The organism is Haloferax sp. KTX1 (assembly GCF_902410085.1).
In the GTDB taxonomy this organism is placed as follows: Archaea; Halobacteriota; Halobacteria; order Halobacteriales; family Haloferacaceae; genus Haloferax; species Haloferax massiliensis.
This window is the reverse complement of sequence record NZ_CABPRH010000007.1, coordinates 119,429-144,478: the sequence shown is the minus strand read 5'-3', so window position 1 is coordinate 144,478 and position 25,050 is coordinate 119,429. Positions and strand designations below refer to the sequence as shown.

The window sequence follows — 25,050 nt, the reverse complement described above, 5'->3', positions numbered from 1 at the left end:
GTCGCGGCCGGGTTCCTGACTCAGTCCGCGCTGGCTCACTCCGCCCGCCCGCGCAGGCGCTCCGACAGGAGCCGCCCGCCGACCACGCCCGCCCCGAGAACGACGAGCAGCAGTTCCAGTCCGGACGAGGCGAGCGGGGCGATTCGCTCGACGTTCTCGGGTTCCGCGCCCGGCGACGGGTCGACCACGGTGCTGTAGTGGAGCGTCTCCGTCGTCGGCGGCGGCGACGCGGGCCGCAACTCGACGAACGTCTGGACGAATCCGCGCGTGCTCGACCACTCGGCGCGCCCGTTGATGGAATAGAAGGCGTCGTGGAGCGGGTAGAAGGCGTTGACGCCGTTGGTGAACAGGTCGGGAAAGATGCCCCCACAGAGGAGCGCGGCGATGCCGACCCACGCGACCGCGACGCCGCGAGCGCCCCACCGGCCGCGAATCGCGGAGCGCTCGGGTGCCCGAACCCGCGTGTCGTAGGCCACGACGGCGGCGAGCGCGAGCGGAAGCAACAGCGTGTGAAACAACGCGCGGTGGCTCCCGGGCAGGAGCGTGCTGGTGAACGAGTCGAGGTCGGGGACCGCGGCGGCGACGAGCGCGACGCCGACCGAGCGGGCATCGAACCAGCGACCGAGGAGGGCGGCACCGACGAGTCCGCCGACCGCGACGTGGACGAGGGTCGATGGCATACCACGTAGTGGTCGGGCGACGGCCTTCAGGGTTCCCACGGAGTTCGTCAGGCGACGACTACCACTTTCGACACGCTTTTGCGGGACACTCGCGCAGGTTGTCCCATGATTCACTCGTCGGCCGGACCGAGGTGCTCGCGGTGACCGCGGCACCGCGCGACGACCTCGCCCGCCGCATCGCGGGCGAGATCACCCTCTCGGACGACCCCGGCGCGACGCTCCGGAAGTGGCGGACCGACTTCGACATCTCGCAGACGGCGCTCGCCGAGCAGTTGGACGTGTCGTCGTCCGTCGTCTCGGACTACGAGAGCGGCCGCCGCGAGAGCCCCGGCATCGGCGTCATCCGCCGGATGGTCGAGGCGCTCCTCGACATCGACGAGGCCCGCGGCGGCAGTCGCATCCGGCAGTACGCCCGCGTGCTCTCGGCCGGCTTCGAGAGCGACATCGTCCAGGACCTCCGGGAGTACCCCACGTCGATTCCGCTGGACAGCTTCTACGACGCCATCGGCGCGACCCCCATCGTCGACGGCGACCAAGACCGCATCAGCGGCCACACCGTCATCAACAGCATTCAGGCCATCACGCGGCTCTCCTCCGAGGAGTTCTACCGGCTCTACGGCCAGTCGACGAGCCGGGCGCTCGTGTTCACCGGCGTCACCCGCGGCGAGTCGCCGCTGGTCGCCATGCGCGTCGTCACGCCGACGCCGAACGCGGTCGTCCTCCACGGGCTCTCGGAGGACGACCTCTGGGAGCACGCGCCCGCGCTCGCCACCATCGACGGCTTCGCGCTCGCCGTGACCGACCGCGACCTAGACGAGATGCTCGAAGACCTGCGGAAACTTCCCTGACCGATCGTTCTGAATAATAGTGAAAAATAAGAAGGGGCTCGGCGCACACGGGCACATATGGAACGTAGTGACCTCCAGTCGTTCCTCGAAACCGAGTTCACCTATCCGGTGAGCACGTCTCGCGTGGTTGAACGGGCCGGTGACGTCGAAATCAGTGCGCCGAACGTCGACGACGCGGAGACAGTCGAGACGATTCTCGACCCGCTCGGCGCAGAGACCCACAAGTCGGCGAGCGACCTGTACAACACGATACTCGGCGGCGTGAGCGAGAGCTACGTCGGACGGAAGTTCTACGATGACAGAGGGTCGAACCCGGCGGAAGCGTGGTCGATTCGAAACGACCAGCCCCGGCCGTTCTGACGCTCGTGCGGACGGTCCCCGCTACTCCACGTATTCGTACTTCCGAAGCACCTCACCGGCGCTTCGTCTCCGCACTCGCTTCGCTCGTGCGGACGGTCCCCGCTACTCCACGTATTCGTACTTCCGAAGCACCTCACCGGCGCTTCGTCTCCGCACTCGCTTCGCTCGTGCGGACGGTCCCCGCTACTCCACGTATTCGTAGCGGCGCTCGTTCATCCGACCCCAGCCCGTGAAGACGAACTCGGCTTCGGGCTGGGTGAACTCCTCGACCTCGATTTCCTTTTCGTGGTTGTGCACGTCGTGGATGAGCTCGTAGTCGTCGAACGAAATCTCGGTGCGGGCCGCGAGCTGGTCGTCGACGTCCACGGCCTCGATCTCGTCGAGCCACGTCTCTTGAACCGTCTCGGCGTGAATCTCGGCCTGCGCGCCGGAGCCGTAGGAGCCGACGAGAAGCTGCTTGCCCGTCATGTCTTTCCCTTCGTCGGCGGCGGCGATGAGCGCCGATAGCCGGGCGATGTGGACCGAGCCGGTGTACCAGTTGCCGACGCGGCTGGAGATGTCGAGCGTCGGCTCGATGACGCGGCCGTACCAGTCGCGGTACTGCTCGGTCGTCTTCAGCTCGTCCATGTAGCCGCGGATGGCCTCCTCGTAGTCGTCCCACGTCTCGAAGTCCTCCTCGCGGGGCTGGCGGCCGATTTCGGCTTCGAGGTCGTCTTCGATGTCCGTGTCGCGAGTCATGTGACGGAAGCCCAGAAGCGCCGCCTTCCGAACCATGCCGGGGAACGGCGTGTGGAACGGGATGTACTCGAACAGGTCGGGGTGGGTGCGACCCGCGACGCTCTCGTAGTCTTCGAGCGCCTCGCGCATGCGGGCGAGATACACCTGCATGGAGCGCTTGCCGTCCACCGAGGGGAACTGCTGGTTCGGCTTGAGGAAGTCCGTCTCGTCCATGCTGCCGTAGCCCTGTTCGGTCGAGAGTTCGACGAGGTCCGGGTCCTCGTCGATGAGCATCGCCACCGCGCCCGCACCCTGCGTCGCCTCGCCGGGGTCGCCCCGCTCGTAGAGGGCGGTGTCGGTGGCGATGACGAGCGCCGCGCGCCCGCGATTCCGACCCGCCTTAATCCAGTTGTAGGCGTCGTCGAGGCTCTGGGTGCCGGCGATGCAGGCGAACTTGCGCTCGCCCTTGTTGGCGTGGCGGAAGTCGCCGTCGTACACCTGTTCGAGACAGCCCGCGATGTACGTCGACACCGGCTTGGAGTTGTCGAACGCCGACTCGGTCGCCACGTCGATTCGGCCGATGTCCGCGGGCGTCAGGCCCTTCCGGTCCATCAGTTGCTTGGCGGCGTTCGCCCCCATCGTGACGATGTCCTCGTACACGTCCGGGAACGACGACGTGTGGAGACCCAGCCCCTTCGTGTACTTCTCCGGGTCTTCGCCCTTCACCGGCGCGAAGGTGTTGGGGAGGTCTAACACGAGTTTGCCCGTCCAAATCTCCATGGCGTCGATGCCGACGGAAGTCATGGTCGATGCTACAGAACCGAGGGATAAGGTTTTGTCGATGGGGAGTTACGTCGGTTGTCGAAGAATCTGATGAGGGCGGTCAGGCGTTCTTGTCGCCCGCGATATCCGAGAGGACGTATCGGTCGACTACGATACCATCGTCGTCCACGACCCGGACCTCGATGTCGTAGGTGTTCCCGGTCCCGTAGGTTTCGGTGTATTCGAGGTTGTTCTCGCTCGGCTCCGAACTTCGGACGACCCCGCTGGCCTGCGGTTGCTGGCGGTTTCGGAAGTACACCTCAACTTCGGCGAACTCGCTCGTCCCGATAACGTCGTAGTCGACCCAGTAGCGAACACGATTCCGGTTCGTCTGCGACTGATCCGACACCGACACCGAGTCGAACGCGGGGCTTCCCGCGCGGGAGAGTCCGTCGTTTCCGGACGGGTCAGTCCAGTCCGCGTCGTCGGTCACGATGCGCTCGTCGACGACGACGCCGTCGGCGTCGAGCAACTGAAGCCGGATGCGGTAGGTCATCCCGAACGTCCCGCCGTTGTCCTCGGCGGCGAAGTCGTCGATGGTGTTCCGCGGGTCCGCGCTCTCGTAGATTCCCTCGGCGTACGACGCGTCCTCGTTCGAAACCCATAGCCTGACCCGGCCGAACTCCGCCCGGTCGGTGACGTTGTACGAGGCCTCGTAGTCGGCCTGCGTCATGCTCAGGTCGTCGATGATTGTGCCCTCGAACGACGGGCTGGACGCCCGAGTCAGGTCGTCGTTGCCGGCGGGGTCGACGCCGTCGGCCACGTCCGAGATGACCCGGCGGTCGACGAGCACGCCGTCCTCGTCGAAGACGCGGATGACCGCCTCGTAGTCGTCGCCTTCGGTCCCGTCGTACGCCGAGTAGCCTGCGATGGTCCCGCGGGGCTCAGTTCCGCTGAGTTCCGCGGTCGCCGAGGGCGCGTCGAGGTTGTCGAACTCGACGCGAATCTCCGAGAGGTTCGACGCGTTCGTGACGTTGTAGTTCAGTTCGTACGCCGCGCCCTCCTGGGTCAGGTCGATGAGCGCGGCACCGCGAATCTTCGGGTCGTTCGACTCGGGGAGCCCCGTGTTTGCGTCGGGGTTGTCGCCGTCGGCAACGTCCGAGATAGTTCGGGAGTCGAGCACGTTGCCGCCCGCGTCCAGCGCCGCCACCGTGATTCGGTAGCGGTCGCCGACGCCAGCGCCGATGTCGTAAGTCGCGAAGCCACGGGCGTTCGTCTCGGTGACCGTCTGGGTCGCCCACGAGGAATCGAGGTTCTCGAAGGTCACACGGACGCGGTCGAAGTCCGGCCCCGCGGCCACGTCGTAGTCCACGCGGTAGCCGGCACCGCCGGAGTCGGTCGTCCGGTCTTCCACGTGTACCCCGTTGATGGCGGTCGATTCCGGGGACATCGAAGTGGTCGTGGTCGTCGTTGCGGTCGTCGAAGTTGTCGTCGCCGTTGACGTGGTGGTCGCGGGCGGGCTCGTCGTCGGCCGCGGCGTCGGCGCGGGCCCCGGCGTCTCCGTGACCGCGCCGAGCGTCCGCTCCGCGCGGTGGATGACGGTGTTGCTCGGTTCGTGGACGACCAACACGAGGTACGGATCGGTCCCGTCGAATCCGACAGGGGTGGTCGGTCGCCAGCTATCACCCGGACCGAACTGCGACTCGCTCGTCGTCGCTCGGCGGTTGATGTCGCCGTCGGCCCCGAGCGAGTACCGGGTCGTCGTGTCCTCGCTCCGGGTGACGACAGCCACGTCCCCGGCGCGGAGGGTGTCGCCGGCGCGGTGCGTGAGCGTCAAGTTCGATCCGTCGACAGTCACATCGAGTTCCACGAGCGGAGCGTCATCTCGGTAGTCGTCGACAGCGGCGAGCGCGGCGACGCCGCCGACCGTGACGACCACGACGACGAGTCCTAACAGGAGGACCATCCCGACCGTCTCGCTCTGCGCGCGCGAATCGACCTGCACGACTGAACGCAGGCGGGTGTGATATAAAAACGTACGCGGCAACAGACCTTTATCAGTCGGACCAGTTGACCACCCCAATGGAACTCCTCGACAGCGAACGGGGGCAGGCGGTTCAGGTCGGCGCAATCCTCCTGTTCGGCTTCCTCGTTATCGGCCTGTCGCTCTACCAGGCGACGGTCGTTCCCCAGCAGACGAAAGCGACGGAGTTCGGGGCCTATCTGGACGCCTCGGACGACCTCGTGTCGCTCCACAACGACGTGCTGGCGACCGCGACGAGGGGAGTTCAGTCGGGCGTCACGGTCCAGACCGGCGTCCAGTACCGCCCGCGTGCCGTCTTCATCAACCCGGGTCCGCCGACTGGAAGCCTCACGCTCACAGACTCGCGAAACGTCACTATCGTCGGTGCCGACGCCGTCGACGGTGAACCCGAGGCCGTCCGGACGTTATGGGACGGTGGGGAACAACGCTACGAGAGCAAGGTCCTACGCTACTCGCCGGACTACAACGAGTTCGACGGCACGCCGATTACGGTCTCCGGCGTGTCGGCCCAGCGCGAGGCCGGCGCGAACGTGGTCCCACTCAGTGGCCAGACGCTCATTTCAGGGAACCGAATTACCGTCATCTCCATCGATGGGCGAATCGGTCAGACTTCGACTCGCACTTCACTGACCGTCGCTCCGAAATCGTCGGCCACGCGGACGGTGACCGTGACGAACGAGTCCGACGAGAACATCACCCTGACTCTCCCGGTCGGGTCGAATGCGACGGCGTGGAGTCGTTCCGTGACTGCCGAACAGATGGAAGACGAGAATGGTCGCGTGCGATCAATCACCGACCTCGGCGACGGCGCGGACCCGACCAACAGCCTCGTCCGCGTCACCCTGAACGGTTCGTACACCTACGAACTCCGACTCGCCAAGGTGGAACTGTCGTCCTCGTCGGCCGCCTCGACGGTCGCTAGCCCCGAAGGGAAGTATCTCGTCCCCGTCACGACGGGAGCGGCCGCCGCGCCCGGCGAGGCGACCGAGGTCGTCGTTGAGGCACGTGACGGCTACAACAACCCCGTCGAAGGCAAGCTAATCGACTTCACCGTTACCGAAGGTGACGCGTCACCGACGAGTCGGACTATCACCACGGCCGACGATGGCCGGGCTGGGTTCACCTTCACGCCCGACGCCGACGCGGGCGGGCCGATAACCGTCCGTGCCGAGAGCGACCTCGACGACGACGGGATAGTCGAGCCAATCGAGCAGACGACCTACACCATCCCGCTCGTCAACGGGAGCGGCGGCGGCGGCACGGGCGCTGGAGACGACGGGTCGACGGGAGAGATCAACCCGCCGAACGACTACGAAGGCGACGTGATTCTGGTGAATGCGAGTGAGCTCCGTCCGAACGACGCTAATCAGGTCGAACTTCGACTCAACAACACGGGAGACACGCGGACGATCACTAACTTCCGAGTCTCATTCCACTACCCAGACAATAGAAATGAGTTTGCAAGCGGCATTGAGTTCAACGGGTCTCCCGAGCAACCGATCGGAGGGCAAATGTACTCACTCGGTCCCGACAGCGTGACGCTTCTGGGGAATCAGACGACTACGATTCCGATGACGTTCTCACCAGGACGCGTTGATAGTGACGGCGACTTCTTCATCCTCACCGTTCAGTTCGACGACGGCGAGTTCGCAACGTACTTCGTCGCGGTCCCGTAGGGGGCTTGTCGTCGGAAAACGGTCGGAGCGGGTCCGGGAGCTCTCGGCGGTCGAAAAGCGAAACGAAAAACAGCGTGAGAGAGGCCGAGTTCAGTCTTCTTCTTCGACGACTTCGGGCTCCGACAGGCCGCTCTGGAGGCTGTCGAGGCCGTTGACCCACTCGGTGACAAGTCCGAATTCGAGTTCGTCGAGAACTTCGATGTCGAGTTCCTCGCCGTCGATGACGCGGGTGCCGACCTGGACGATGTAGCCGAGCGCGCTGTCGAGGTCGTCGGCGGCCTCGGCGTCCGCGGCGGCGCGGATGTAGGCGTCCATGCCGTCTTCGAGTTCTGCGGGGCCGGCGACGATGAACTCCTCGGCGGCGAAGAAGGCACACGAGAGGCTCGTCTGGACGCTGCCGATGAGGATTTCGGCCTCCTCGTTTTCGGACTCGAACTCGGGTTCGGCCATGACGATGTCGTGGACGGTCGACAGTTCGTCGAGCGCTTCTTCTTCGCCCAGCGTGTCGTCGTCGTAGGCGGTCAGAATCTTGGCGATGGCGATGGCCGCGTCGTTCTGGATGTTCATCAGGAGACGGCCGGTCTCCTCGCTTTCGAGGTCCAGGTCCTCTTCTTCGACGCGCGTCAACCAGTTCTGCCAGCGTTCCGGCGAGTAGTATCGTTCCTCGGCCTCGGTCATACCTACACCCTCCCGTGCCGGACTCAAATGCCTTTCTTATCCTGCCTGTGACCGTGTGAGACGACGACGTGGGAGGAGACGGCGCGATTCGGCCCGTGCGTCGGTCTCGGCGGTCGTCCCGCCTCCCGGGTCAGTCGGTCCGCCTCCCCGCCTATCGTTCTCTCGCCCCGGCTATCGGTCGAGCGTCGCCTCGGTGTCGACGCCGTAGACCAGCGCGGGCGTCTCGACGTGCGCGTTTCGGACCGCGTCGTCGCGGCCCGCGTCGAGGAGCCAGTCGACGCGCCGGGGGACGGTCTTCGGCCCCATCACCGCGCCGGGGCGGTCGGGGTCGTCGATGAAGTCGGTCTCCATGAGGAACGGGTCGCCCCGCTCGGCGGCGTCTTCGAGGCGGTCCTTGTCGCTCATGACGCTCGGCGTACCGCCGGTCAGGTGGCCCTGCGCGTAGTGTTTGACCACGCGCTCGCCGGGGACGCCGCGCTCGTCGGCCCACTCGGCCACGTCCGAGAGGTCGGTCGTCGACTCCGTGTGGAGTTGGAGCGCGCAGTCGCACTCGGCGGCGAGGTCGAGACCGTGTCTGAGGACGGCGTTCGAGGCCTCCCAGACCGCGTCGGTGACCTCGTAGTGCGGGCGGCCGGACTTGAGCGCGAGCGCGTCGCCCTCGCGGACGAACTCGGCGGCGGTGTCGAGACCCGCGCACATCAGGTCGCGGGCGGCTTCTGGGTCGAACCCGCGGTCGTCGACGAGCTTCGAGACGAGACCGGGGTGGACGCCGAGGACCGGCCACGCGCGCCCGGGAAGTAGCTCGGTGGCCTCGCGGACGACCTCGACCGTCGTCTCGAACACCGGGCGGAAGTCCGCGCCCGTCTCGACCTCGTGGCCGAGGAGCCACGAGGGCTTGTTGACGACGAGGAGGTGCGTGCCGCCGCTCCGGGCGAAATCCTTCACCGCCTCCAGCCCGCGCCCGTGGTCCGGGTCGAGGTGGAGGTGGTCGTCCACGACCGGCGTGTCGAACTCCTGCATGGACGTGTGGTCGGTCGGGGGAGGAAAAAGCGAACCGTTCGCGGTCGGTGCGGTGTCGGTGCGGCGACGCTCTCGCCGGCGGTCGGCGTCGGGCGAGGCGGTCCGCGCCGCCGGCTCGTCGCCGACTCAGTCGCCGCCGTCCGCGGATTCGTCCAGCGTCATCGCGTGGGTCGCCGCGTTCTGGAGCGCGTCTGAACGGCCGTAGCTCCCCGGCGCGATGGCGACCGTCCGCAGGCCGTAGGCGTTGGCCGTCTCAAGCGCGGGCTTGAAATCGGTGTCCCGCGAGGCGACCGCGACGACGTCGGCGCGGTCCTCGACGGCGTAGCGCGTGAGGTCGACCGCGAGCTTCACGTCCACGTCGCCGCTCGTGACGACGACCTCGAACCCGCGCGCCTCCGCGGCCTGAATCAGCCCCGGCGTGGCGTGCTCGTCGAGGTAGAGCCGCGCCGCGCTCAACTGGTCGCCGAGCGAGCGCCCCGCCGCCCGGATGTCGTCTAAGTCCACGTCGAACTCGTCGCGGAGGACGTTCGGCCCGTCCACGAAGAGCGCCACTCGGCCCGAGGGAAGCCCGTCGGGGCCGACCAACCGCCGCAGGAGGTCCATACACCACCTCACCCGGTTTCGGGTTTATAAATTTCGAGGGAGGAACGACCGAAGCAGGAACGACGATTCAAGAATCTGTCGAGGATTTATTTCGGTTTACGATTCTGTTCCGAATTACATCTGAAGAACAGGCTGAAATTGAAATTTCAGTCAAGCTAACAAATATTGCCACGGTCTCCCGAGTCATGTGTGCCGATGACAGGCACACCGAACTTCGACAGACGGACTTTCCTGAGACTCGCCGCGGCCGCCGGACTGACCGGCGCGGCCGGCGTGACCTCCGCGACGCCCGGTCGGTCCCCCGGCCCGAAGAAAGAAGAGATCCTCGTCGGCGTTTCGAAGACGGCCGACAGCCCGCGCAAGGCAGTCGAGAAGCACGTCCCCGGCAACGCGACGGTCGTCCACGAGAACAAGACCCTCAGTTACGTGGCGGTCAAGTTCCCGTCGGTCGCCGCCGAGCGCGCCCGCGAGAACTTCATCTCGGCGGTCACGAAGCGCGACGAGGTGAAGTACGCGGAGAAGAACGTCACCCATCAGGCGCTCTATACGACGAACGACCCGCAGTACGGCAGTCAGTACGCGCCACAGCAGGTGAACGCCGACAGCGCGTGGGACACCACGCTCGGCAGTTCCGACGTGACCGTCGCCGTGGTCGACCAGGGGGTCAAATACGACCACCCCGACCTCTCGGCGCAGTTCGGCTCCGACAAGGGCCAGGACTTCGTCGACGCCGACGGCGACCCGTATCCGGACGTGCTCGCCGACGAGTATCACGGCACCCACGTCGCCGGCATCGCCGCCGGCTCCACCGACAACGACGAGGGCATCGGCGGCATCAGCGACTCGTCGCTCCTCTCGGGGCGCGCGCTCTCCGAGTCCGGCAGCGGCTCGACGAGCGACATCGCCGACGCCGTCGAGTGGGCGGCGGACCAAGGCGCGGACGTCATCAACCTCTCGCTCGGCGGGGGCGGCTACACGTCCACGATGAAAAACGCCGTGTCGTACGCGACCCAGCAGGGGAGCCTCGTCGTCGCCGCCGCCGGCAACGACGGGAGCGGGAGCGTCTCGTACCCCGCCGCCTACAGCGAGTGCGTCGCGGTCTCCGCGCTCGACCCCGACGAGACGCTGGCGACGTACTCCAACTACGGCACCGACATCGACCTCGCCGCGCCGGGGACGAACGTGCTGTCGTGTTGGACGACCGACACCGAGTACAAGGAGATATCCGGCACGTCGATGGCGACGCCGGTCGTCTCGGGGGTCGCCGGGCTCACGCTCGCCGTCTACGACCTCTCGCCGGCCGACCTGCGGAGCCAACTCAAGAACACCGCGGTCGATATCGGCCTCTCGGAGACCGAACAGGGCGCGGGTCGCGTGGACGCCGCGAACGCCGTCACGACCGAGCCGGGAAGCGGCGGTGGCGGCGGTGGCGACTCGACTACCTCGACCATCGACGACTCGCTGTCGTCGTCGTCGGACTCCGACTGCTGGAGCTACGCGTGGGAGTACGGCTCGCCGTCGCAGGTCGTCGTCGACCTCAGCGGCCCGACGAGCGCCGACTTCGACCTCTACGTCAACGAGGGCTCGGGGACGTGCCCCACGACCGGGTCGTACGACTACCGCTCGTGGACCACGAACAGCGAAGAGCAGATAGTCGTCGACGACCCCGACACGTCGGCCGACCTCTCGGTGCTGGTCGACAGCTACTCCGGCAGCGGCAGCTACACCGTGACCGTCACCGAAAAGGAGTAACGGGGACCTCGACCGCCCGCGAGGCCGCCTCGCGAGCGAACCGACAGCCGACTTCATGAGCGGGTGACCGTCGCGCGCGACAACGCGTCGCGCGGCGTCACATTCCGATTCTGCGGGACCTCGCGATGCGCTGATGCGACCGGAACGCGTAGTCTCACCCATGGGTGGGGATGCACAGACGGTCACCGTGGGGGTTCTGGGGTTCCACGACAGCAGGGAGACGAAAGCCATCAGCAACGCGGTCGCGGCGCTCGGCCACGAGGCCGTCTGGCTCCACGAGGAGGCGGTCGGCATCGAGGTGTCGCGGTCGGGCGTCGCGCTGGACCCCGACGTCGACGTGGTTGTCAACCGGCTCCTGCTGTCGAAATCGACGAGCCCGCTCGAAGACCTCTCTATCGCCAGTTGCTACGCCGCGGTTCGCCCCGTGCTCAACGACCCGCGGAGCGTTCTCTTCGCCGTCCACAAACACGCGACGGCGAGCAGGCTGGCCGCCGCGGGCGTCCCGGTGCCGCACACGTACATGGCCACCGCGGACGCCAAACTGAACGCCGCGCGAGACGCGTTCGGGACGCCGGTCGTCTACAAGACCGCAATCGGGACCAACGGCGGGGGGACGTGGTTAGTCGACCACGACCGGGCCGTCTCGGCGACCGTCGACGGCCGCCGAGCGTTCATTCAGGAGTACGTCGACGCGGGCGAGCGCCACCGCGACCTCCGAATCTACGTCGTCGACGACGAGGTCGTCGGCGCGATGTACCGCTACGCCCCGGCGGGGGACTGGCGGACGAACGTCGCGCTCGGCGGCGACGTGGAGGACGCGACCGAGGACCTCCCGCAGCGGGCCGCGGGGGCGGCGCTCCGAGCGACGCGAACGCTCGGTCTCGATTACGCCGGCGTCGACCTCATCGAGAGCGACGGCGGCTGGCTCGTCCTCGAAGTCAACCCGACCGCGGGGTTCCGCGGCCTGTTCCGCGCCACCGGGCGGTCGCCCGCGGCGGCCATCGCCAGCCTCGCAATCGAGCGCGCCGGCGGGCGCGTCGACCCGGCGCTCGTCGAGCGCCTCGGCCGCGACCTCGACGGAACGCCGCCGGCGGACGCCCCCTCGCGGGTCCGCGACGAGCGGGTTCCCGTCGTCGGCCACGCGGAACGCGTGACCGTCACCGGAATCAGCGGGTCGAAAGAGGTGCTCGCCCGCATCGACACCGCCGCGTCGACGACCCGAATCGCGCCCGACTTGGCGGCCGACCTCGGGACCGAACCACCGGTCGCGGTGGAAGACGGCGCGCCGCCGCGGGTGGACGTCGTGGTCGAACTCGCGGGCGAGCGGCGGACCGTGACCGCGGTGCTCGACGAGGACGTCGGTTCGGAGACGCCGCTTCGAATCGGCCGGGACGTGCTCCGCGACTACTACGTCGACGTGCGTCGCGGGGTCCGCGACGACGCGGGCCACTAATGAAACCGGATATATCAAGCCATTCGGTTAATTGGTTGCTCCGCCTAGGGTGACTGCGCCCCGTCCCCGATTCGAGAGGCCGTACTTACGCGATGCAGTTCGTTTCGACGATCAACCCGCGCTCGACAGCGTGGCCGCGTCGCGTCACGTCCCACGCCGGTCGCAACCCAACACCGGCGCACGGCGCGTCGAGTCGACCACCGGACGCGGGCCACTCTCGGAGAACCGACAGACGGCGAGCGGACAGTGTCGTCCGGGTTACAATCAAGATATAGTTTATAATGATTTACTAAACGCGATGGCAGGTTTTATGGTTCTAATTAACATATAGTCGAACATGTCCGAGACAGCGTCCAGAAATAATCCGAATACATTCACAATCGTGAATGAGGTCAACGACCACGGTGCGGCGACGCTCCGCGGCGACAACGGCTCGACGTACCACGTCACGTCCTACGAGAACAGCAGCTTCCGCGACTACCTCGCGAACCACCACGCCGGCGACCGCGTGCGGATGGATATCGTCAGGGCGGGCGTCCGCGCGAACGTCTGGCAGGTGTCGGCGCTCTACCCCGGCGCTGACGAGTGACGCCGGACGCGACGAACGCTCGCGCGCCGTTTGTGACCAATCGGTCGCCGGCCGGCCGCGTGGACGGCGCGGCCGCTGTCGCGGCGGTGACGCGAAAAATCCGAGGTCGGGACCGGGCGCTACTCGTCGACTTCGAGCACTTTGCCGGCCGCGATGGTCTGTCCCATGTCGCGGATGGCGAAGCTCCCGAGTTCGGGGATTTCTGACGACGGCTCGATGCTGAGCGGCTTCTGCGGGCGCAACGTGACGATGGCGGCGTCGCCGGCCTTGATGAAGTCCGGGTTCTCCTCTGCGACCTCGCCCGACGCGGGGTCGAGCTTCTGGTCGAGCGACTCGAACGTGCAGGCCACCTGCGCCGTGTGGGCGTGGACGACCGGCGTGTAGCCCGCCGTGATGACCGAGGGGTGTTGCATCACGACGATCTGCGCCTTGAACGTCTTGGCGACGGACGGCGGGTCGTCGGCCGGGCCGCAGACGTCGCCGCGGCGGATGTCGTCTTTGCCGACGCCGCGGACGTTGAAACCGACGTTGTCGCCGGGGCCGGCCTCCGGGACCTCCTCGTGGTGCATCTCGATTGTTTTCACCTCGCCGCCGGCGTCGGAGGGCATGAACCGGACGTTGTCGCCGGTCTTGAGGATGCCCGTCTCGACGCGACCGACCGGGACCGTCCCGATGCCGGAGATGGTGTACACGTCCTGAATCGGGACGCGGAGCGGGGCGTCGGTCGGCGGCGACGGCTCGGGGAGATTGTTCAGCGACTCCAGTATCGTCGGGCCGTCGAACCACGGCATGTTCTCCGAGGGCTCGGCGATGTTGTCGCCCTCGAACGCCGAGATGGGGATGAAGCTGGCGTCGTCGGAGCTGAACCGCACCTGCTGGAGGAGCTGTTGGACCTCCTCTTTGACCTGCTTGTAGGTGTCTTCGCTGTAGTCGACGACGTCCATCTTGTTGACCGCGATGATGAGCTCCTCGATGCCGAGCGTTCGGGCGAGGAAGACGTGCTCGCGGGTCTGCGGCGCGACGCCGTCGTCGGCGGCGACGACGAGAATCGCGTGGTCGGCCTGCGACGCGCCCGTGATCATGTTCTTCACGAAGTCGCGGTGACCGGGCGTGTCGACGATGGTGAAGTAGTACTTGTCCGTGTCGAAGCGCTGGTGGGCGATGTCGATGGTGACGCCGCGCTCGCGCTCCTCGGCGAGGTTGTCCATGACGTAGGCGAACTCGAAGCCCGACTTCCCCTTGGACGCCGCCTCCTCGCGGTGCTGTTCGATGATGTGTTCCGGCACGCTGCCCGTCTCGAACAGGAGCCGGCCGACGAGGGTGGACTTCCCGTGGTCGACGTGTCCGATGATGGCTAGGTTCTGGTGTGGTTTGTCTGCCATGGGTATCAGGGCGGTGTCGCCCAGTTTGGTAGAATATGACACCCAAAGGTAAATCCGTTTTCCCGGTCTGAAACGCGTCTCGCGCCGGCTCCGACGGGTCGCGGAAACGGGTTATCAGGAAACGCGAAAACTCAGGGACGCCGTCACGTTGCGACGCCGTCGGGCGAACCGAGCGGAGAATCGAAGCGGCGGACGACGGGTCAGAACCCACGCATCGCCGCGGCCATGTCGGCGAAGGTGGCCGTGCGGCGAACGGACCGCTCGCGAGCGTCGGACGCATCGGTGTTGTCTTTTACAACTATCATAGTAACTAATTATATCGGATGGGAAATAAATCTACCGCCGGGACGAGACACCGCGGCGACCGCGCGATATCAAAGGCTAAAGTGCGCTCCACCCCGAGGAAGGGGTATGGCCGGCGAGGATATCGACGACGTGGACAGGGCGATTCTGTACGCACTCCAAGAGGACGCCCGGAACATGTCGTCCGGGGACATCGCGAAACGAACTGGAACCTCGGACAGCACCGTCCGCAAGCGCATCCAGCGGCTCGAATCCGAGGGCGTGGTCAAGGGCTACAGCGCGAGCGTCGACTACCAGAAGTCGGGCTACCCGCTCCGGATGCTGCTGTACTGCACCGCCTCGATTCCCAAGCGGGGCGAACTCGTCCCCGAGATTCTGGAGATGGACGGCGTCGTGGCGGTTCAGGAGCTGGTCACCGGCGAACAGAACCTCCTCGTGACCGCCGTCTGCGAGACGGACGACGACATCACGGCCATCGCGCAAGAACTCCTCGACATGGGCGTCACCGTCGCCGACGAGGTGCTCGTGCGAACCCACGAGACGACGCCGTTCGGCAAGTTCGACTCCGAACGGCACGCCGAAAACGACTCCTGAGCGGTCGCGGCGTCCCCGCGACGAACGGAGCGTTCACGAATCGCTCACCGAGACCGACGAGGACCGCAGTCGCCGGTCGCCGCGACGGGCCGACGCCCGCAGGGCCGGCGTTCCCGATTCGTTCGCTCACATCGCTTCATCGGGAGTGACGAGCCTCGAACAAGCCGTTCTCCGTGGATTCGACCGTTCAGCGTCGGCTGTCTACGCCGCTCCGAACCCGCGAAACCATAATGTTCTTTAATGGCTAATTTGCGAACGATTTGTGAATGTAGGTAGATTTAATAGTCAATCTGTTCTCGGATGGGCGTAAGGACGACCAGTCTCGGACCCCGATGCGGTCTCGGCGACCGGACTGGTCAACGACGAATCGAACGATGTCAGGACACAGCTCGAACCCGACGGTCGGAGCACTCCCGGACGCGGCGGCGGACTCGCCGCTCGCGCCCGTCGCACTAACGCGGCTCGTGTGGGCGCTGTTCGCCGCGAGCGTCGCCGTGCTCTTCGCCCGAGTCCGACTCGGGGGTGCGTGGGAAGTTCCCGGCGTCGTCGCCGTCGACGGCCTGACCGTGCTTCTGTGGGTGGTCGTGACGTTCTTCAGCGGCATCGTCCACAGCTACTCGCGCCGCTACATGGCCGGTTCCGCCCACGAGACGAAGTTCTTCGCGACCGTGTTCGGCTTCACGGTGGCCGTGATGGGTCTCGTCGCGGCCGACCACCTCGCGCTGTTCTGGCTGTGCTGGCTCGCGATGGGACTCGTGATGGCGAATCTCATCGGCGTCATCGACGGCTGGCCGCAGGCGCAGGCCGCCGCGAGCGTCGCCCGCAGGTACTTCCTCGCCAGTAGCGCGTTCCTCGGCGTCGCGCTCGCGGCGCTGTGGTGGGCGACCGGCGCGACGACGGTCTCGGGAATCGCCGCGAACGCCGACGGACTCGGCGGCCCGGCGTGGCTCGTCGCCGTCGTCGCGCTCGTGCTCGCGGCGATGATTCAGTCCGCGCTCGTCCCGTTCCACGGCTGGCTCCTGTCGTCGATGACCGCGCCGACGCCCGCCTCGGCGCTGATGCACGCCGGCTTCGTCAACGCCGGCGGCATCCTGCTTCTCCGGTTCGCCCCGGTCGTGACCCTCGACGCCACGCTCATGCTCGGTATCGTGGCCGTCGGCGCGACGAGCGCCCTCGTCGGGAAGCTGCTCAAGAACGTCCAGTCGGACGTCAAGAGCGAACTCGGCTGCTCGACCATCGGGCAGATGGGCTTTATGATCATGCAGGCCGGTCTCGGCTTCTTCGGGGCCGCCATCACCCACCTCATCCTGCACGGCTTCTACAAGGCGTACCACTTCCTCAGCTCGGGCGGCGCGGTCGAACGGACCGCCCCGACCGACCACGGGAACCCGGACACCGGGGTCGCGGGCACGGCCGTCATCGTGGCGACCGGACTGGCCGGCGGCGCGCTGTTCGCGGCGCTCACCGGGAAGGGAACGCACCTCGACAGCGGACTCCTGCTCGTGGCGTTCGTCGTGCTCACCACGCTGCACGCGGCCCGCAACGTCGTCGCGCGCGCCGCGCTCCCGTCGACGGCCCGCTACGGCGCGGTCCCGCTCGTCTCCCTGTCGGCCATCGCCGTGTACGCCCTCGTCTACGAGGGGATTTCGAGCGTGCTGTCCGGACTGCCGGTCGTCGAGGCACCCGCCGAACTGAGCGCGCTCCACGCGCTCGTCGCCGGCGTCTTCCTCGTCGTCTACGCCGCGATAGAACTCGGCGTCCACGAGCGGAGTCGCCGCCTCTACGTCGCGCTGTTGAACGCGAGCCAACCCGCGTCCAGCACCGTGCTGACCGCCACGGAGGAATACAATGAGTACTGAACACAGCATCGAAGACAGCATCGACAAGGCCGCGACCACCGTCGGCTCGGTCTGGCCGGTCCACTCGTTCGTGACGGCCAACCCGCTTTCGGGCTTCGAGGACATGCCGTTCAGCGAGGCGGTCACGCAGGCCGCGGACCTCGTCGGCGGCCGCGGCTACCCGACCCCGGAGACGTTCGAAGCGGCACTCGAAGGGGGCCAAATCGACCCCGCGGTGCTCGACGCGGAACTGACCGAGCGCGGCTACGAGGGCGACCCCGAAACCCTGCTGAAGCGCATGGACGCCGGCGACGAGTCGGGCCACGCGGACGCCGAGACCGCGGCCGACGCCGATGCGGACGCCGCGCGGGTCGACCGCGTGCTGACGAAGTGGCTGTCGGCGTTCCTCGACGAGGGGCAGGCCCACTGGCCGATGCCGGACCGCGAGGACGGCTTCTACAGCGCCTTCCGGTCGATGGCCCCCCACGACGGTCAGATTCCCGACGACGGGGTCGTTTCCGACCTGCCCGAGTCGCCGGTCGAGGCCATCGAGTCCGCGTTAGCGCCGTATCCCGAGAGCCAGTGGGTGCCGATATTCGAGGAGCAGCTCGCCGCGCTCCCCGGCTGGACCGGCTTCATCAAGCAACGCGCCGCCGACGGCGGCGAGTGGCAGTCCGCGTACCCGATTTCGCTCGACGGCTACCTCGCGGCCCGCCTCGCGCTCCTCGACGCGTTCGGCGTCGACATCGCGCCGTCGACCGGGTCGAAAAGCGACGAGGCCGAGGCGGCCGACGACCTCGCCGACGCGTTCCTGAGCGCGTGGGAGGCGAGCTACCGCGGCGAGGTCGTCGACCGCGTCGCCGCCGAGAGCGAGGCGCTCGAACACAGCGACTCCGGCGGTCGCCCGGACGCGCAACTGGTGTTCTGTATCGACACGCGCTCGGAGGTCATCCGCCGGCACATCGAGGCCACCGGCGACTACGAGACCCACGGCTACGCCGGCTTCTTCGGCGTCCCGATGGAGTACCAAGGCTACGACACCGAGGTCGCGGTCGACGCCTGTCCACCGATTGTCGACCCGCAGCACCGCGTCTCCGAGGTCCCGACCGACAGGGAGACGGAGGCGAGCCACGACCGCTGGTCGCGCCTCCGCGAGGCGGCGAGCGAGGCCATCGAGGCGCTGAAGACCAACCCCGCAACCGCCTTCGGCTTCGTCGAGAGCGCGGGGAGCGGCTACGGGGTGGCCCTCGCGGCCCGCACGCTCGTTCCCGGCCGCGTCGCCGACCTGCTCGGTACCGCCGACGACGCGGTCCCCGACAACCACGAGTTCTGCGACCCGGTCGTCCACCACCAGCACTCCTACGTCGGCGACCTCCCGGTGGGGTTGACCGACGAGGAGAAAGTCGAGTACGCCGCGAACGCCTTCGACCTGATGGGGTGGGAGGAGTTCGGCCGCCTCGTCGTGTTCACCGGCCACGCCAGCGAGACGGCCAACAACCCCTACGATTCGAGTCTGGACTGCGGGGCCTGCGCCGGCAACCCCGGCGGCCCGAACGCCCGCGTCCTCGCGGCCATCTGCAACGACGAGGCGGTCGCGGACGAACTCCGCGACCGCGGGTTCGACATCCCCGAGGACACGGTGTTCGTCGCCGGCCAGCACAACACGACGACCGACGAAATCGAACTGTACGACGGCGACGTGCCGCAGAGCCACGCGGACGACCTCGACCAGTTGCGCGCGGACCTCGCAGTCGCCCGCGAGCACGCGGCCGCCGAGCGGACGGGTGCCGACGGCTCCGCGGCCGTCAGCGAGGCGGAGCGCCGCGCCGCCGACTGGGCCGAGACGCGCCCCGAGTGGGGGCTGGCCGGCAACGCCGGCTTCGTCATCGGCCCGCGCGAACTGACGAGCGACCTCAACCTCGACGGGCGCGCGTTCCTCCACTCCTACGACCACTCGACGGACCGCGACGGCGACGCGCTCGAAGCGATTCTCACGGGGCCGATGGTCGTCACCCAGTGGATTAACATGCAGTACTACTTCTCGACGGTCGACAACGCCGCCTACGGGAGCGGGTCGAAGGTGACCCAAAACCCCGTCGGCAACGTCGGCGTCTATCAGGGCAACGGCGGGGACCTGATGACCGGCCTCCCCCTCCAGTCGCTGATGGCCGCCGACGAGACGCCGTACCACCAGCCGCTCCGCCTCTCGACGATTATCCACGCGCCGGTCGACCGCGTCACCGACGTGCTGGCAGACCACGAGGAACTGACCGAACTGCTCGACAACGACTGGCTCTCGCTGACGGTCGTCGACCCGACGCGGGACCACCGCGCGTTCCACTACGAGGAAGAGCTGACGTGGACGCCGGCGTCCGAACGGGTCGAAGCGCGCCCCGAACCGGAGACGCCGCCCGCGCCCGCCGCCGCTGACGACTGAGCGGGCCGCGTTCGAGTCGGACACTCGCCGGCGACCGTTTTTCCCGGACGATTCGCCACGGATAGCGGCCTCGCGGCGTGTCGTCGACCCTCCCCCCACATCGGAATTATATATCGCAGTAATTCGTTTATCGCGGTGCGTGCCGTCTCCTTCCCAACCGCGTCCGAACGGCATATTTCGCCATCTGGTTGCGGGTTCGTGGTGTTTTCCCCCGTATCTCTCCCCTGATTAATGCACGACAGTGAACAGACCGAGCGAACAGATACCAAAGCATTACTTATCGCAGTTCGCAGGGGCCTGTATGGGCCTTCGCAAGCCGCCGTTGTACGACGTCCACGCGGACGCCGGGGCGACGTTCACCGAGTTCGGCGGATGGGACATGCCTGTGGAGTACGACTCCATCAAGGCCGAACACGCGGCCGTCCGCGAGTCGGTCGGCATCTTCGACGTCTCGCACATGAGCGAGATAGAGGTGTCCGGCCCGGACGCGACCGCGCTGATGCAACGCCTGACGACGAACGACGTGACGGCCCTCGAACCGGGTGACTCGCAGTACTCGGCCATCGTGAACGACGAGGGCGTCATCGTCGACGACACCGTCGTCTACCGACTCCCCGACCGCGACGAGCGGGTCTATCTCTTCATCCCGAACGCCGGCCACGACGAGGAGATGTACGACCGCTGGACCTCGTTCCGCGACGAGTGGGGCCTCGACGCCGCCGTCGAAGACGTGACCGAGGAGTGGGCGATGTTCGCGGTACAGGGCCCCGACGCCCTCGACTCGGTCACCGCCGCCGCGCCCGGCGCGGCCCTCGGCGACCTCTCGAAGTTCCAAGCGAGGTTCGCCGACGTGGCGGGCGTCGAGTGCTGGGTGGCCCGGACGGGCTACACCGGCGAAGACGGCTTCGAGGTCCTCTGTCCGTGGGACGACGCCGAGACCGTCTGGTCGGCGCTCGACGCGACTCCCTGCGGGCTCGGTTCCCGCGACACGCTCCGCATGGAGATGGGCTACCTGCTCTCGGGACAGGACTTCGACCCCGAGACGGAGCCCCGGACCCCCTACGAGGCCGGCATCGGCTTCGTCGTCAAGCTCGACACCGAGTTCGTGGGCCGCGACGCCCTCGAACAGCAGTCCGAGGCCGGCGTCGAGGAGACGTTCGTCGGCTTCACGCTCCTCGACCGCGGCGTTCCCCGACACGGCTACGACATCGCCGACGCGGACGGCGAGGTCATCGGCGTCGTGACGAGCGGGACGATGAGCCCGACCCTGTCGGAACCCATCGGCCTCGGTTACGTTCCCGTCGAGTACGCCGCCGACGAGACCGAGATTTCGGTGCTCGTCCGCGGCCGCGAGAAGCGCGCAGTAATCGTGACACCTCCTTTCATCAACTGACAATGTTCGAAATTCCCGACGACCGGAAGTACCTGGAATCGCACGAATGGACCACCACCGAGGGCGACGCCGTCAAAATCGGCATCTCCGATTTCGCACAGGACGAACTGGGCGACGTCGTCTTCGTGGAGCTCCCCGCCGAAGGCGACGAACTCGTCGCCGGCGAGGAGTTCGGCGTGGTCGAGAGCATCAAGGCCGTCTCGGACCTCTACGCCCCCGTTTCGGGCACGGTCACGGCCGTCAACGAGGAGCTGTTCGACGCCCCGGAACTCCTCAACGACGACCCTTACGGCGACGGCTGGATGCTCGAACTCGAACCGGCCGACGAAAGCGAGTTCGACGACCTCCTCTCCCCCGAGGAGTACCGCGAGCAGACGGAGTGAGATGACGGCTGGAAACGGACGGCGGGCCGGAAGCCCGTACGCCCCACACACCGACGCCGACGAGGAAGCGATGCTGGACGCCGTCGGCGTCGACAGCGCGGAAGACCTCTTCGACATCCCCGAGGAAGTCCGCTTCGACGGCGAGTTCGGCGTCCCCGGAACCGACGAGCGCGAGCTCAGAGACGCCATGTCCGACCTGTTTTCGCGCAACGAGGAGCTGACGGAGTTCCTCGGCCGCGGCCATCACGCCCACTACGTGCCGGCGTTGGTCGACGACCTCTCGCGGCGCTCTGAGTTCCTCACCTCGTACACGCAGTACCAGCCCGAAATCGCGCAGGGCTTCCTGCAGGTGCTGTTCGAGTACCAGTCGATGCTGGTCGAACTGACCGGGCTCCCGGTCGCCAACTGCTCGATGTACGACGCCGCGACGGCGCTCGCCGAGGCCGCGCTCCTCGCGAACCGCCTCCGGCGCGGCGCGAGCGGCCACCGCGTGCTCGTCCCCGAACACCTCCACGAGGGCCGCCTCGGCGTCCTCGAAAACTATCTCGACGGCGCGGCGATGGAAATCGGCGAGTACCCGATGGCCGACGGCGCGGTCGACGTCGAGGCCCTCGCGGACCTCGTCGACGACGAGACCGCGATGGTGTACGCCGAGACCCCGACGGTCCGCGGCGTCATCGAGGAGCGACTCGCCGACATCGGCGACCTCGCCCACGACAACGACGCGCTGTTCTGTCTCGGAAGCGACCTCGTGGCGCTCGCGCTCCTCGAAGAGCCCGCGAGCGTCGGTGCCGACGTGGTCGTCGGTGAGGCCGGCGCACTCGGCCTCGGAACCGCCTACGGCATGGGACTCGGCATCTTCGCCACCCGCGAGGAGTACCTCCGACAGGTCCCCGGTCGCCTCGTCGGCGTCTCCGAGGACAGCGCGGACATGCGGGCGTTCACGCTGACGCTCCAGACCCGCGAACAGCACATCCGCAAGGAGCGCGCGACCTCGAACATCTGTACGAATCAGGCGTGGGTCGCGCTCCGGACGGCCATGCACATGGCGTGGCTCGGCCCCGACCGCCTCGTCGACCTCGCGGAGCGAGCGGTCACCGACGCGCGCGACCTCGCGGGCCGACTTGACGACCTTTCGGGCGTCAAAGCGCCGCTGTACGACCGCCACCACTTCCGGGAGTTCGTCGTCCGGACGGACCAGCCCGCGCCCGCCATCACGAACGACCTCGCGGGCCGCGGCTTCGCGGTCCACGCCCTCGACGACCACCACTTGCAGGTCTGTATCACCGACGCGAACGCCGACGCCGCGGACGGACTGGTCGCGGCCTTCGAGGAGGTCATCTGATGAACTTCGACCAAGCCCGATTCAGCCGCGACGACGAGTACGAACCGCTCCTGTCCGAGAAGGACAGCACGACCGTCGAGGTCGATTCGGAGAGCGTCCTCCCCGACGACCTGACCCGCGACGAACTGACGCTCCCGGCGCTGTCGGAGCCGCAACTGGCGCGCCACTACACGCGCCTGTCGCAGATGAACTACAGCGTCGAACTCGGGCCGTACCCGCTTGGGTCGTGTACGATGAAGTACAACCCCTCGTTCACGGAGGACGTGGCCGCGGACCCCAACGCCGGGGTTCACCCCGACCGCTCCGACCGGACGATTCAGGGGACGCTCGGCCTTCTCCACGGCCTGCAGGAGTACCTCGCCGACATCGGCGGCATGGACGCCGTGACGCTCCAGCCCCCGGCGGGTGCCGCGGGTGAGTTCACGGGCATCCTCGTCGCGAAGGCGTACCACGAGTCCCGCGGCGACGACCGCTCGGAGATTATCATCCCCTCGTCGGCCCACGGGACGAACTTCGCGTCGGCCGCGATGGCCGGCTACGACGTGGTCGAACTCCCCTCTGACGACGACGGCCGCGTGGACATGGAGGCGCTCGACGCCGCCGTCTCCGAGGAGACGGCCGCGCTCATGCTCACGAACCCCAACACGCTGGGGCTGTTCGAGCGCGACATCGTCGATATCGCCGAGTTGGTCCACGACGCGGGCGGCCTGCTGTACTACGACGGCGCGAACCTCAACGCCCTCTTGGGCCGCGCCCGCCCCGGCGACATGGGCTTCGACATCATGCACTACAACGTCCACAAGACGTTCGCCACGCCCCACGGCGGCGGCGGCCCCGGCGCCGGCCCGGTCGGCGTGGTCGAGGAACTCGCCGAGTTCCTCCCGAGTCCGATGGTCCGCGAGACGGCCGCCGGCTACGAGCAGTACGAACCCGAGTCCTCCATCGGCAAGGTCCACGGCTTCGCCGGCAACTGGCTCGTCCTCGTGAAGGCGTACGCCTACATCGCCCGCCTCGGCGACGCGGGCCTCGCGGACGCCAGCGCCAAGGCCGTCCTCAACGCCAACTACCTCGCCTCGCAGATAGACCTCGACGTGCCCTACGGACCGTTCCACCACGAGTTCGCGGCGACCTCGGGCGACCGCGACGCCGCCGACGTGGCGAAGCGCATGCTCGACTACGGCGTCCACCCGCCGACGACGAAGTGGCCCGAACTCGTCTCGCAGGCGATGCTCACGGAACCCACGGAAGTCGAGGACAAAGCCTCTCTCGACGACCTCGCGCACGCCTTCAACGCGGCGTACGCCGACTCCGACGAGGCGCTCGAAACCGCGCCCTCGAAGACCAGCGCCCGCCGCATCGACCAGGTGTCCGCCGCGCGGAACCCGCGGCTCTCGTGGCGGGCGCTCGGCGACGACGAATAACGAGAAAAACCCTCTTTTCGCGGTTACGCTTCGGCCTTCGCGTACGTCTCGATGTCGTCCGTGATGTGGACGTAGCCGTAGTCGCACTCCGTGCAGTGCCACTTCGTCTTCGTGCCGAGGTGAATCTCCATGCTGGCGGCGAGGTAGAACGTGTCGTTGCCGCAGGCCGGGCACTCGCGCTGGATTTCGAGGTCGCTCATGGGGTCGAATCCGTGGTAGTCGTTGTTGAAGATATTGGTTCGCGGACGCTGTGGCCGGTTCGATAAACCAACTACTGCGATATGAATTCGGAGTTTTCGTCGGCAACCCGCTCGTCTGTCCGCTCAGGAGGCCGTCCGCCCCGCCGAACTCCGAGGCCGCGATGGACCGGAGCCCTCCGGGTCGTCTGTCAAAGTATATGCAGTTCCGGACACAGTCGTCGACCGTGTCTTCCCGCATCGCCGAGCGCCCCCGCGTACTGTTGTTTTCCCTCCTCGTCGCCGCCTCGGGTGGGCTGACCGTCCGGGCCGCCGTCCGCGGTCACGACCCCGTACAAGTGCTGCTCCTCGCCTCGCTGACGGGGGCCGCCGTGACGATGCTGTTGTTCCACCGGGTTCCGAACGTCGAGCGACTCGCGGCGGTCCCGCTCGGCGTCGTCGGCGTCGCCGCCCACGCGGTCGGCGCGCCGACGGACCTCCCGGTGCTGTTGGTTCTCCTCGGCGTCGGGGGAACGGTCGACCTGCTGTGGGACCCGACCGGGAACCGCTACGGGAGTCAGTCGGACTGACCGCCG

At 67.3% G+C, this 25,050-nt stretch carries 22 protein-coding genes; 14 read left to right on the top strand and 8 right to left on the bottom strand.

The window, feature by feature from the left end:
• Positions 1–35: 35 nt before the first annotated feature.
• The gene (locus tag FY251_RS12805; RefSeq protein WP_148415225.1) at positions 36–680 is read right to left on the bottom strand and encodes a metal-dependent hydrolase; all 645 of its coding nucleotides are present in this window, start codon (positions 678–680) and stop codon (positions 36–38) included.
• A 140-nt stretch (positions 681–820) separates the two neighbouring features.
• On the opposite strand from FY251_RS12805, the gene FY251_RS12800 reads away from it, so the two are divergent.
• Complete coding sequence (locus FY251_RS12800; RefSeq protein WP_004062555.1) at positions 821–1,528, top strand: helix-turn-helix domain-containing protein; 708 nt, start codon at positions 821–823, stop codon at positions 1,526–1,528.
• Between the two features lie 57 nt (positions 1,529–1,585).
• Positions 1,586–1,888: a hypothetical protein gene (locus FY251_RS12795; protein ID WP_148415224.1), complete on the top strand. Its 303-nt coding sequence runs from the start codon at positions 1,586–1,588 to the stop codon at positions 1,886–1,888.
• Between the two features lie 183 nt (positions 1,889–2,071).
• Here FY251_RS12795 and hmgB read toward each other — a convergent pair whose 3' ends face one another.
• Together hmgB and FY251_RS12785 are read right to left on the bottom strand one after the other, a co-directional pair.
• The gene (gene hmgB, locus FY251_RS12790) at positions 2,072–3,409 is read right to left on the bottom strand and encodes a hydroxymethylglutaryl-CoA synthase (protein WP_004975237.1); all 1,338 of its coding nucleotides are present in this window, start codon (positions 3,407–3,409) and stop codon (positions 2,072–2,074) included.
• A 79-nt stretch (positions 3,410–3,488) separates the two neighbouring features.
• Positions 3,489–5,372 (bottom strand): type IV pilin, encoded by a 1,884-nt coding sequence (locus FY251_RS12785; RefSeq protein ID WP_148415223.1) that lies wholly within the window; start codon positions 5,370–5,372, stop codon positions 3,489–3,491.
• Positions 5,373–5,449: 77 nt separating this feature from the next.
• On the opposite strand from FY251_RS12785, the gene FY251_RS12780 reads away from it, so the two are divergent.
• Positions 5,450–7,087, top strand: coding sequence for an Ig-like domain-containing protein (locus tag FY251_RS12780; RefSeq protein WP_148415222.1), 1,638 nt, complete (start codon positions 5,450–5,452; stop codon positions 7,085–7,087).
• 90 nt (positions 7,088–7,177) lie between these two features.
• Here the strand turns inward: FY251_RS12780 and FY251_RS12775 are convergent, their stop codons facing one another.
• From FY251_RS12775 to FY251_RS12765, 3 genes are all read right to left on the bottom strand, one after another.
• Positions 7,178–7,765, bottom strand: coding sequence for a DUF2150 family protein (locus FY251_RS12775; RefSeq protein WP_148415221.1), 588 nt, complete (start codon positions 7,763–7,765; stop codon positions 7,178–7,180).
• Between the two features lie 171 nt (positions 7,766–7,936).
• Positions 7,937–8,785, bottom strand: a complete 849-nt coding sequence (locus FY251_RS12770) for a TatD family hydrolase (RefSeq protein ID WP_148415220.1) — start codon at positions 8,783–8,785, stop codon at positions 7,937–7,939.
• Positions 8,786–8,911: 126 nt separating this feature from the next.
• A complete protein-coding gene (locus FY251_RS12765; protein ID WP_148415219.1) occupies positions 8,912–9,388 on the bottom strand; it encodes an NYN domain-containing protein in 477 nt (158 codons plus the stop codon).
• Positions 9,389–9,583: 195 nt separating this feature from the next.
• Here FY251_RS12765 and FY251_RS12760 point away from each other — a divergent pair, with 195 nt between their 5' ends.
• The 3 genes from FY251_RS12760 to FY251_RS12750 all read left to right on the top strand — a co-directional run bounded on the left by FY251_RS12760 (position 9,584) and on the right by FY251_RS12750 (position 13,182).
• Positions 9,584–11,140 (top strand): S8 family serine peptidase, encoded by a 1,557-nt coding sequence (locus FY251_RS12760; protein WP_148415218.1) that lies wholly within the window; start codon positions 9,584–9,586, stop codon positions 11,138–11,140.
• Between the two features lie 160 nt (positions 11,141–11,300).
• Positions 11,301–12,593, top strand: a complete 1,293-nt coding sequence (locus tag FY251_RS12755; protein ID WP_148415217.1) for a RimK family alpha-L-glutamate ligase — start codon at positions 11,301–11,303, stop codon at positions 12,591–12,593.
• A 337-nt stretch (positions 12,594–12,930) separates the two neighbouring features.
• Entirely contained in the window at positions 12,931–13,182 is a 252-nt protein-coding gene (locus FY251_RS12750) for a hypothetical protein (RefSeq protein ID WP_089781549.1), read from the top strand.
• Positions 13,183–13,301: 119 nt separating this feature from the next.
• Here the strand turns inward: FY251_RS12750 and tuf are convergent, their stop codons facing one another.
• A complete protein-coding gene (gene tuf, locus FY251_RS12745; RefSeq protein WP_148415216.1) occupies positions 13,302–14,564 on the bottom strand; it encodes a translation elongation factor EF-1 subunit alpha in 1,263 nt (420 codons plus the stop codon).
• Positions 14,565–14,975: 411 nt separating this feature from the next.
• On the opposite strand from tuf, the gene FY251_RS12740 reads away from it, so the two are divergent.
• The 7 genes from FY251_RS12740 to gcvPB all read left to right on the top strand — a co-directional run bounded on the left by FY251_RS12740 (position 14,976) and on the right by gcvPB (position 24,278).
• Positions 14,976–15,461 carry an Lrp/AsnC family transcriptional regulator gene (locus tag FY251_RS12740; protein WP_148415215.1) on the top strand — a complete coding sequence of 162 codons (486 nt, stop codon included), beginning with the start codon at positions 14,976–14,978 and terminating at the stop codon, positions 15,459–15,461.
• 374 nt (positions 15,462–15,835) lie between these two features.
• A complete protein-coding gene (locus FY251_RS12735; RefSeq protein WP_148415214.1) occupies positions 15,836–17,320 on the top strand; it encodes a proton-conducting transporter membrane subunit in 1,485 nt (494 codons plus the stop codon).
• On the top strand, positions 17,310–19,736 hold the full coding sequence (locus FY251_RS12730; protein ID WP_148415213.1) for a DUF2309 domain-containing protein: 2,427 nt from the start codon (positions 17,310–17,312) through the stop codon (positions 19,734–19,736). Before FY251_RS12735 ends, FY251_RS12730 begins: the two co-directional genes overlap by 11 nt.
• A gap of 301 nt (positions 19,737–20,037) precedes the next feature.
• Positions 20,038–21,129: a glycine cleavage system aminomethyltransferase GcvT gene (gene gcvT, locus FY251_RS12725; protein ID WP_148415212.1), complete on the top strand. Its 1,092-nt coding sequence runs from the start codon at positions 20,038–20,040 to the stop codon at positions 21,127–21,129.
• A 2-nt stretch (positions 21,130–21,131) separates the two neighbouring features.
• On the top strand, positions 21,132–21,512 hold the full coding sequence (gene gcvH / locus FY251_RS12720; protein ID WP_148415211.1) for a glycine cleavage system protein GcvH: 381 nt from the start codon (positions 21,132–21,134) through the stop codon (positions 21,510–21,512).
• A 1-nt stretch (position 21,513) separates the two neighbouring features.
• Complete coding sequence (gene gcvPA, locus FY251_RS12715; RefSeq protein WP_148415210.1) at positions 21,514–22,857, top strand: aminomethyl-transferring glycine dehydrogenase subunit GcvPA; 1,344 nt, start codon at positions 21,514–21,516, stop codon at positions 22,855–22,857.
• Positions 22,857–24,278, top strand: a complete 1,422-nt coding sequence (gcvPB, locus tag FY251_RS12710; RefSeq protein ID WP_148415209.1) for an aminomethyl-transferring glycine dehydrogenase subunit GcvPB — start codon at positions 22,857–22,859, stop codon at positions 24,276–24,278. The genes gcvPA and gcvPB overlap by 1 nt, the downstream gene beginning before the upstream one ends.
• A 23-nt stretch (positions 24,279–24,301) precedes the next feature.
• Here the strand turns inward: gcvPB and FY251_RS22585 are convergent, their stop codons facing one another.
• Entirely contained in the window at positions 24,302–24,478 is a 177-nt protein-coding gene (locus FY251_RS22585) for a hypothetical protein (protein WP_187367409.1), read from the bottom strand.
• Between the two features lie 224 nt (positions 24,479–24,702).
• Here FY251_RS22585 and FY251_RS12705 point away from each other — a divergent pair, with 224 nt between their 5' ends.
• Complete coding sequence (locus FY251_RS12705; RefSeq protein ID WP_255516695.1) at positions 24,703–25,044, top strand: hypothetical protein; 342 nt, start codon at positions 24,703–24,705, stop codon at positions 25,042–25,044.
• Positions 25,045–25,050 lie beyond the last annotated feature (6 nt).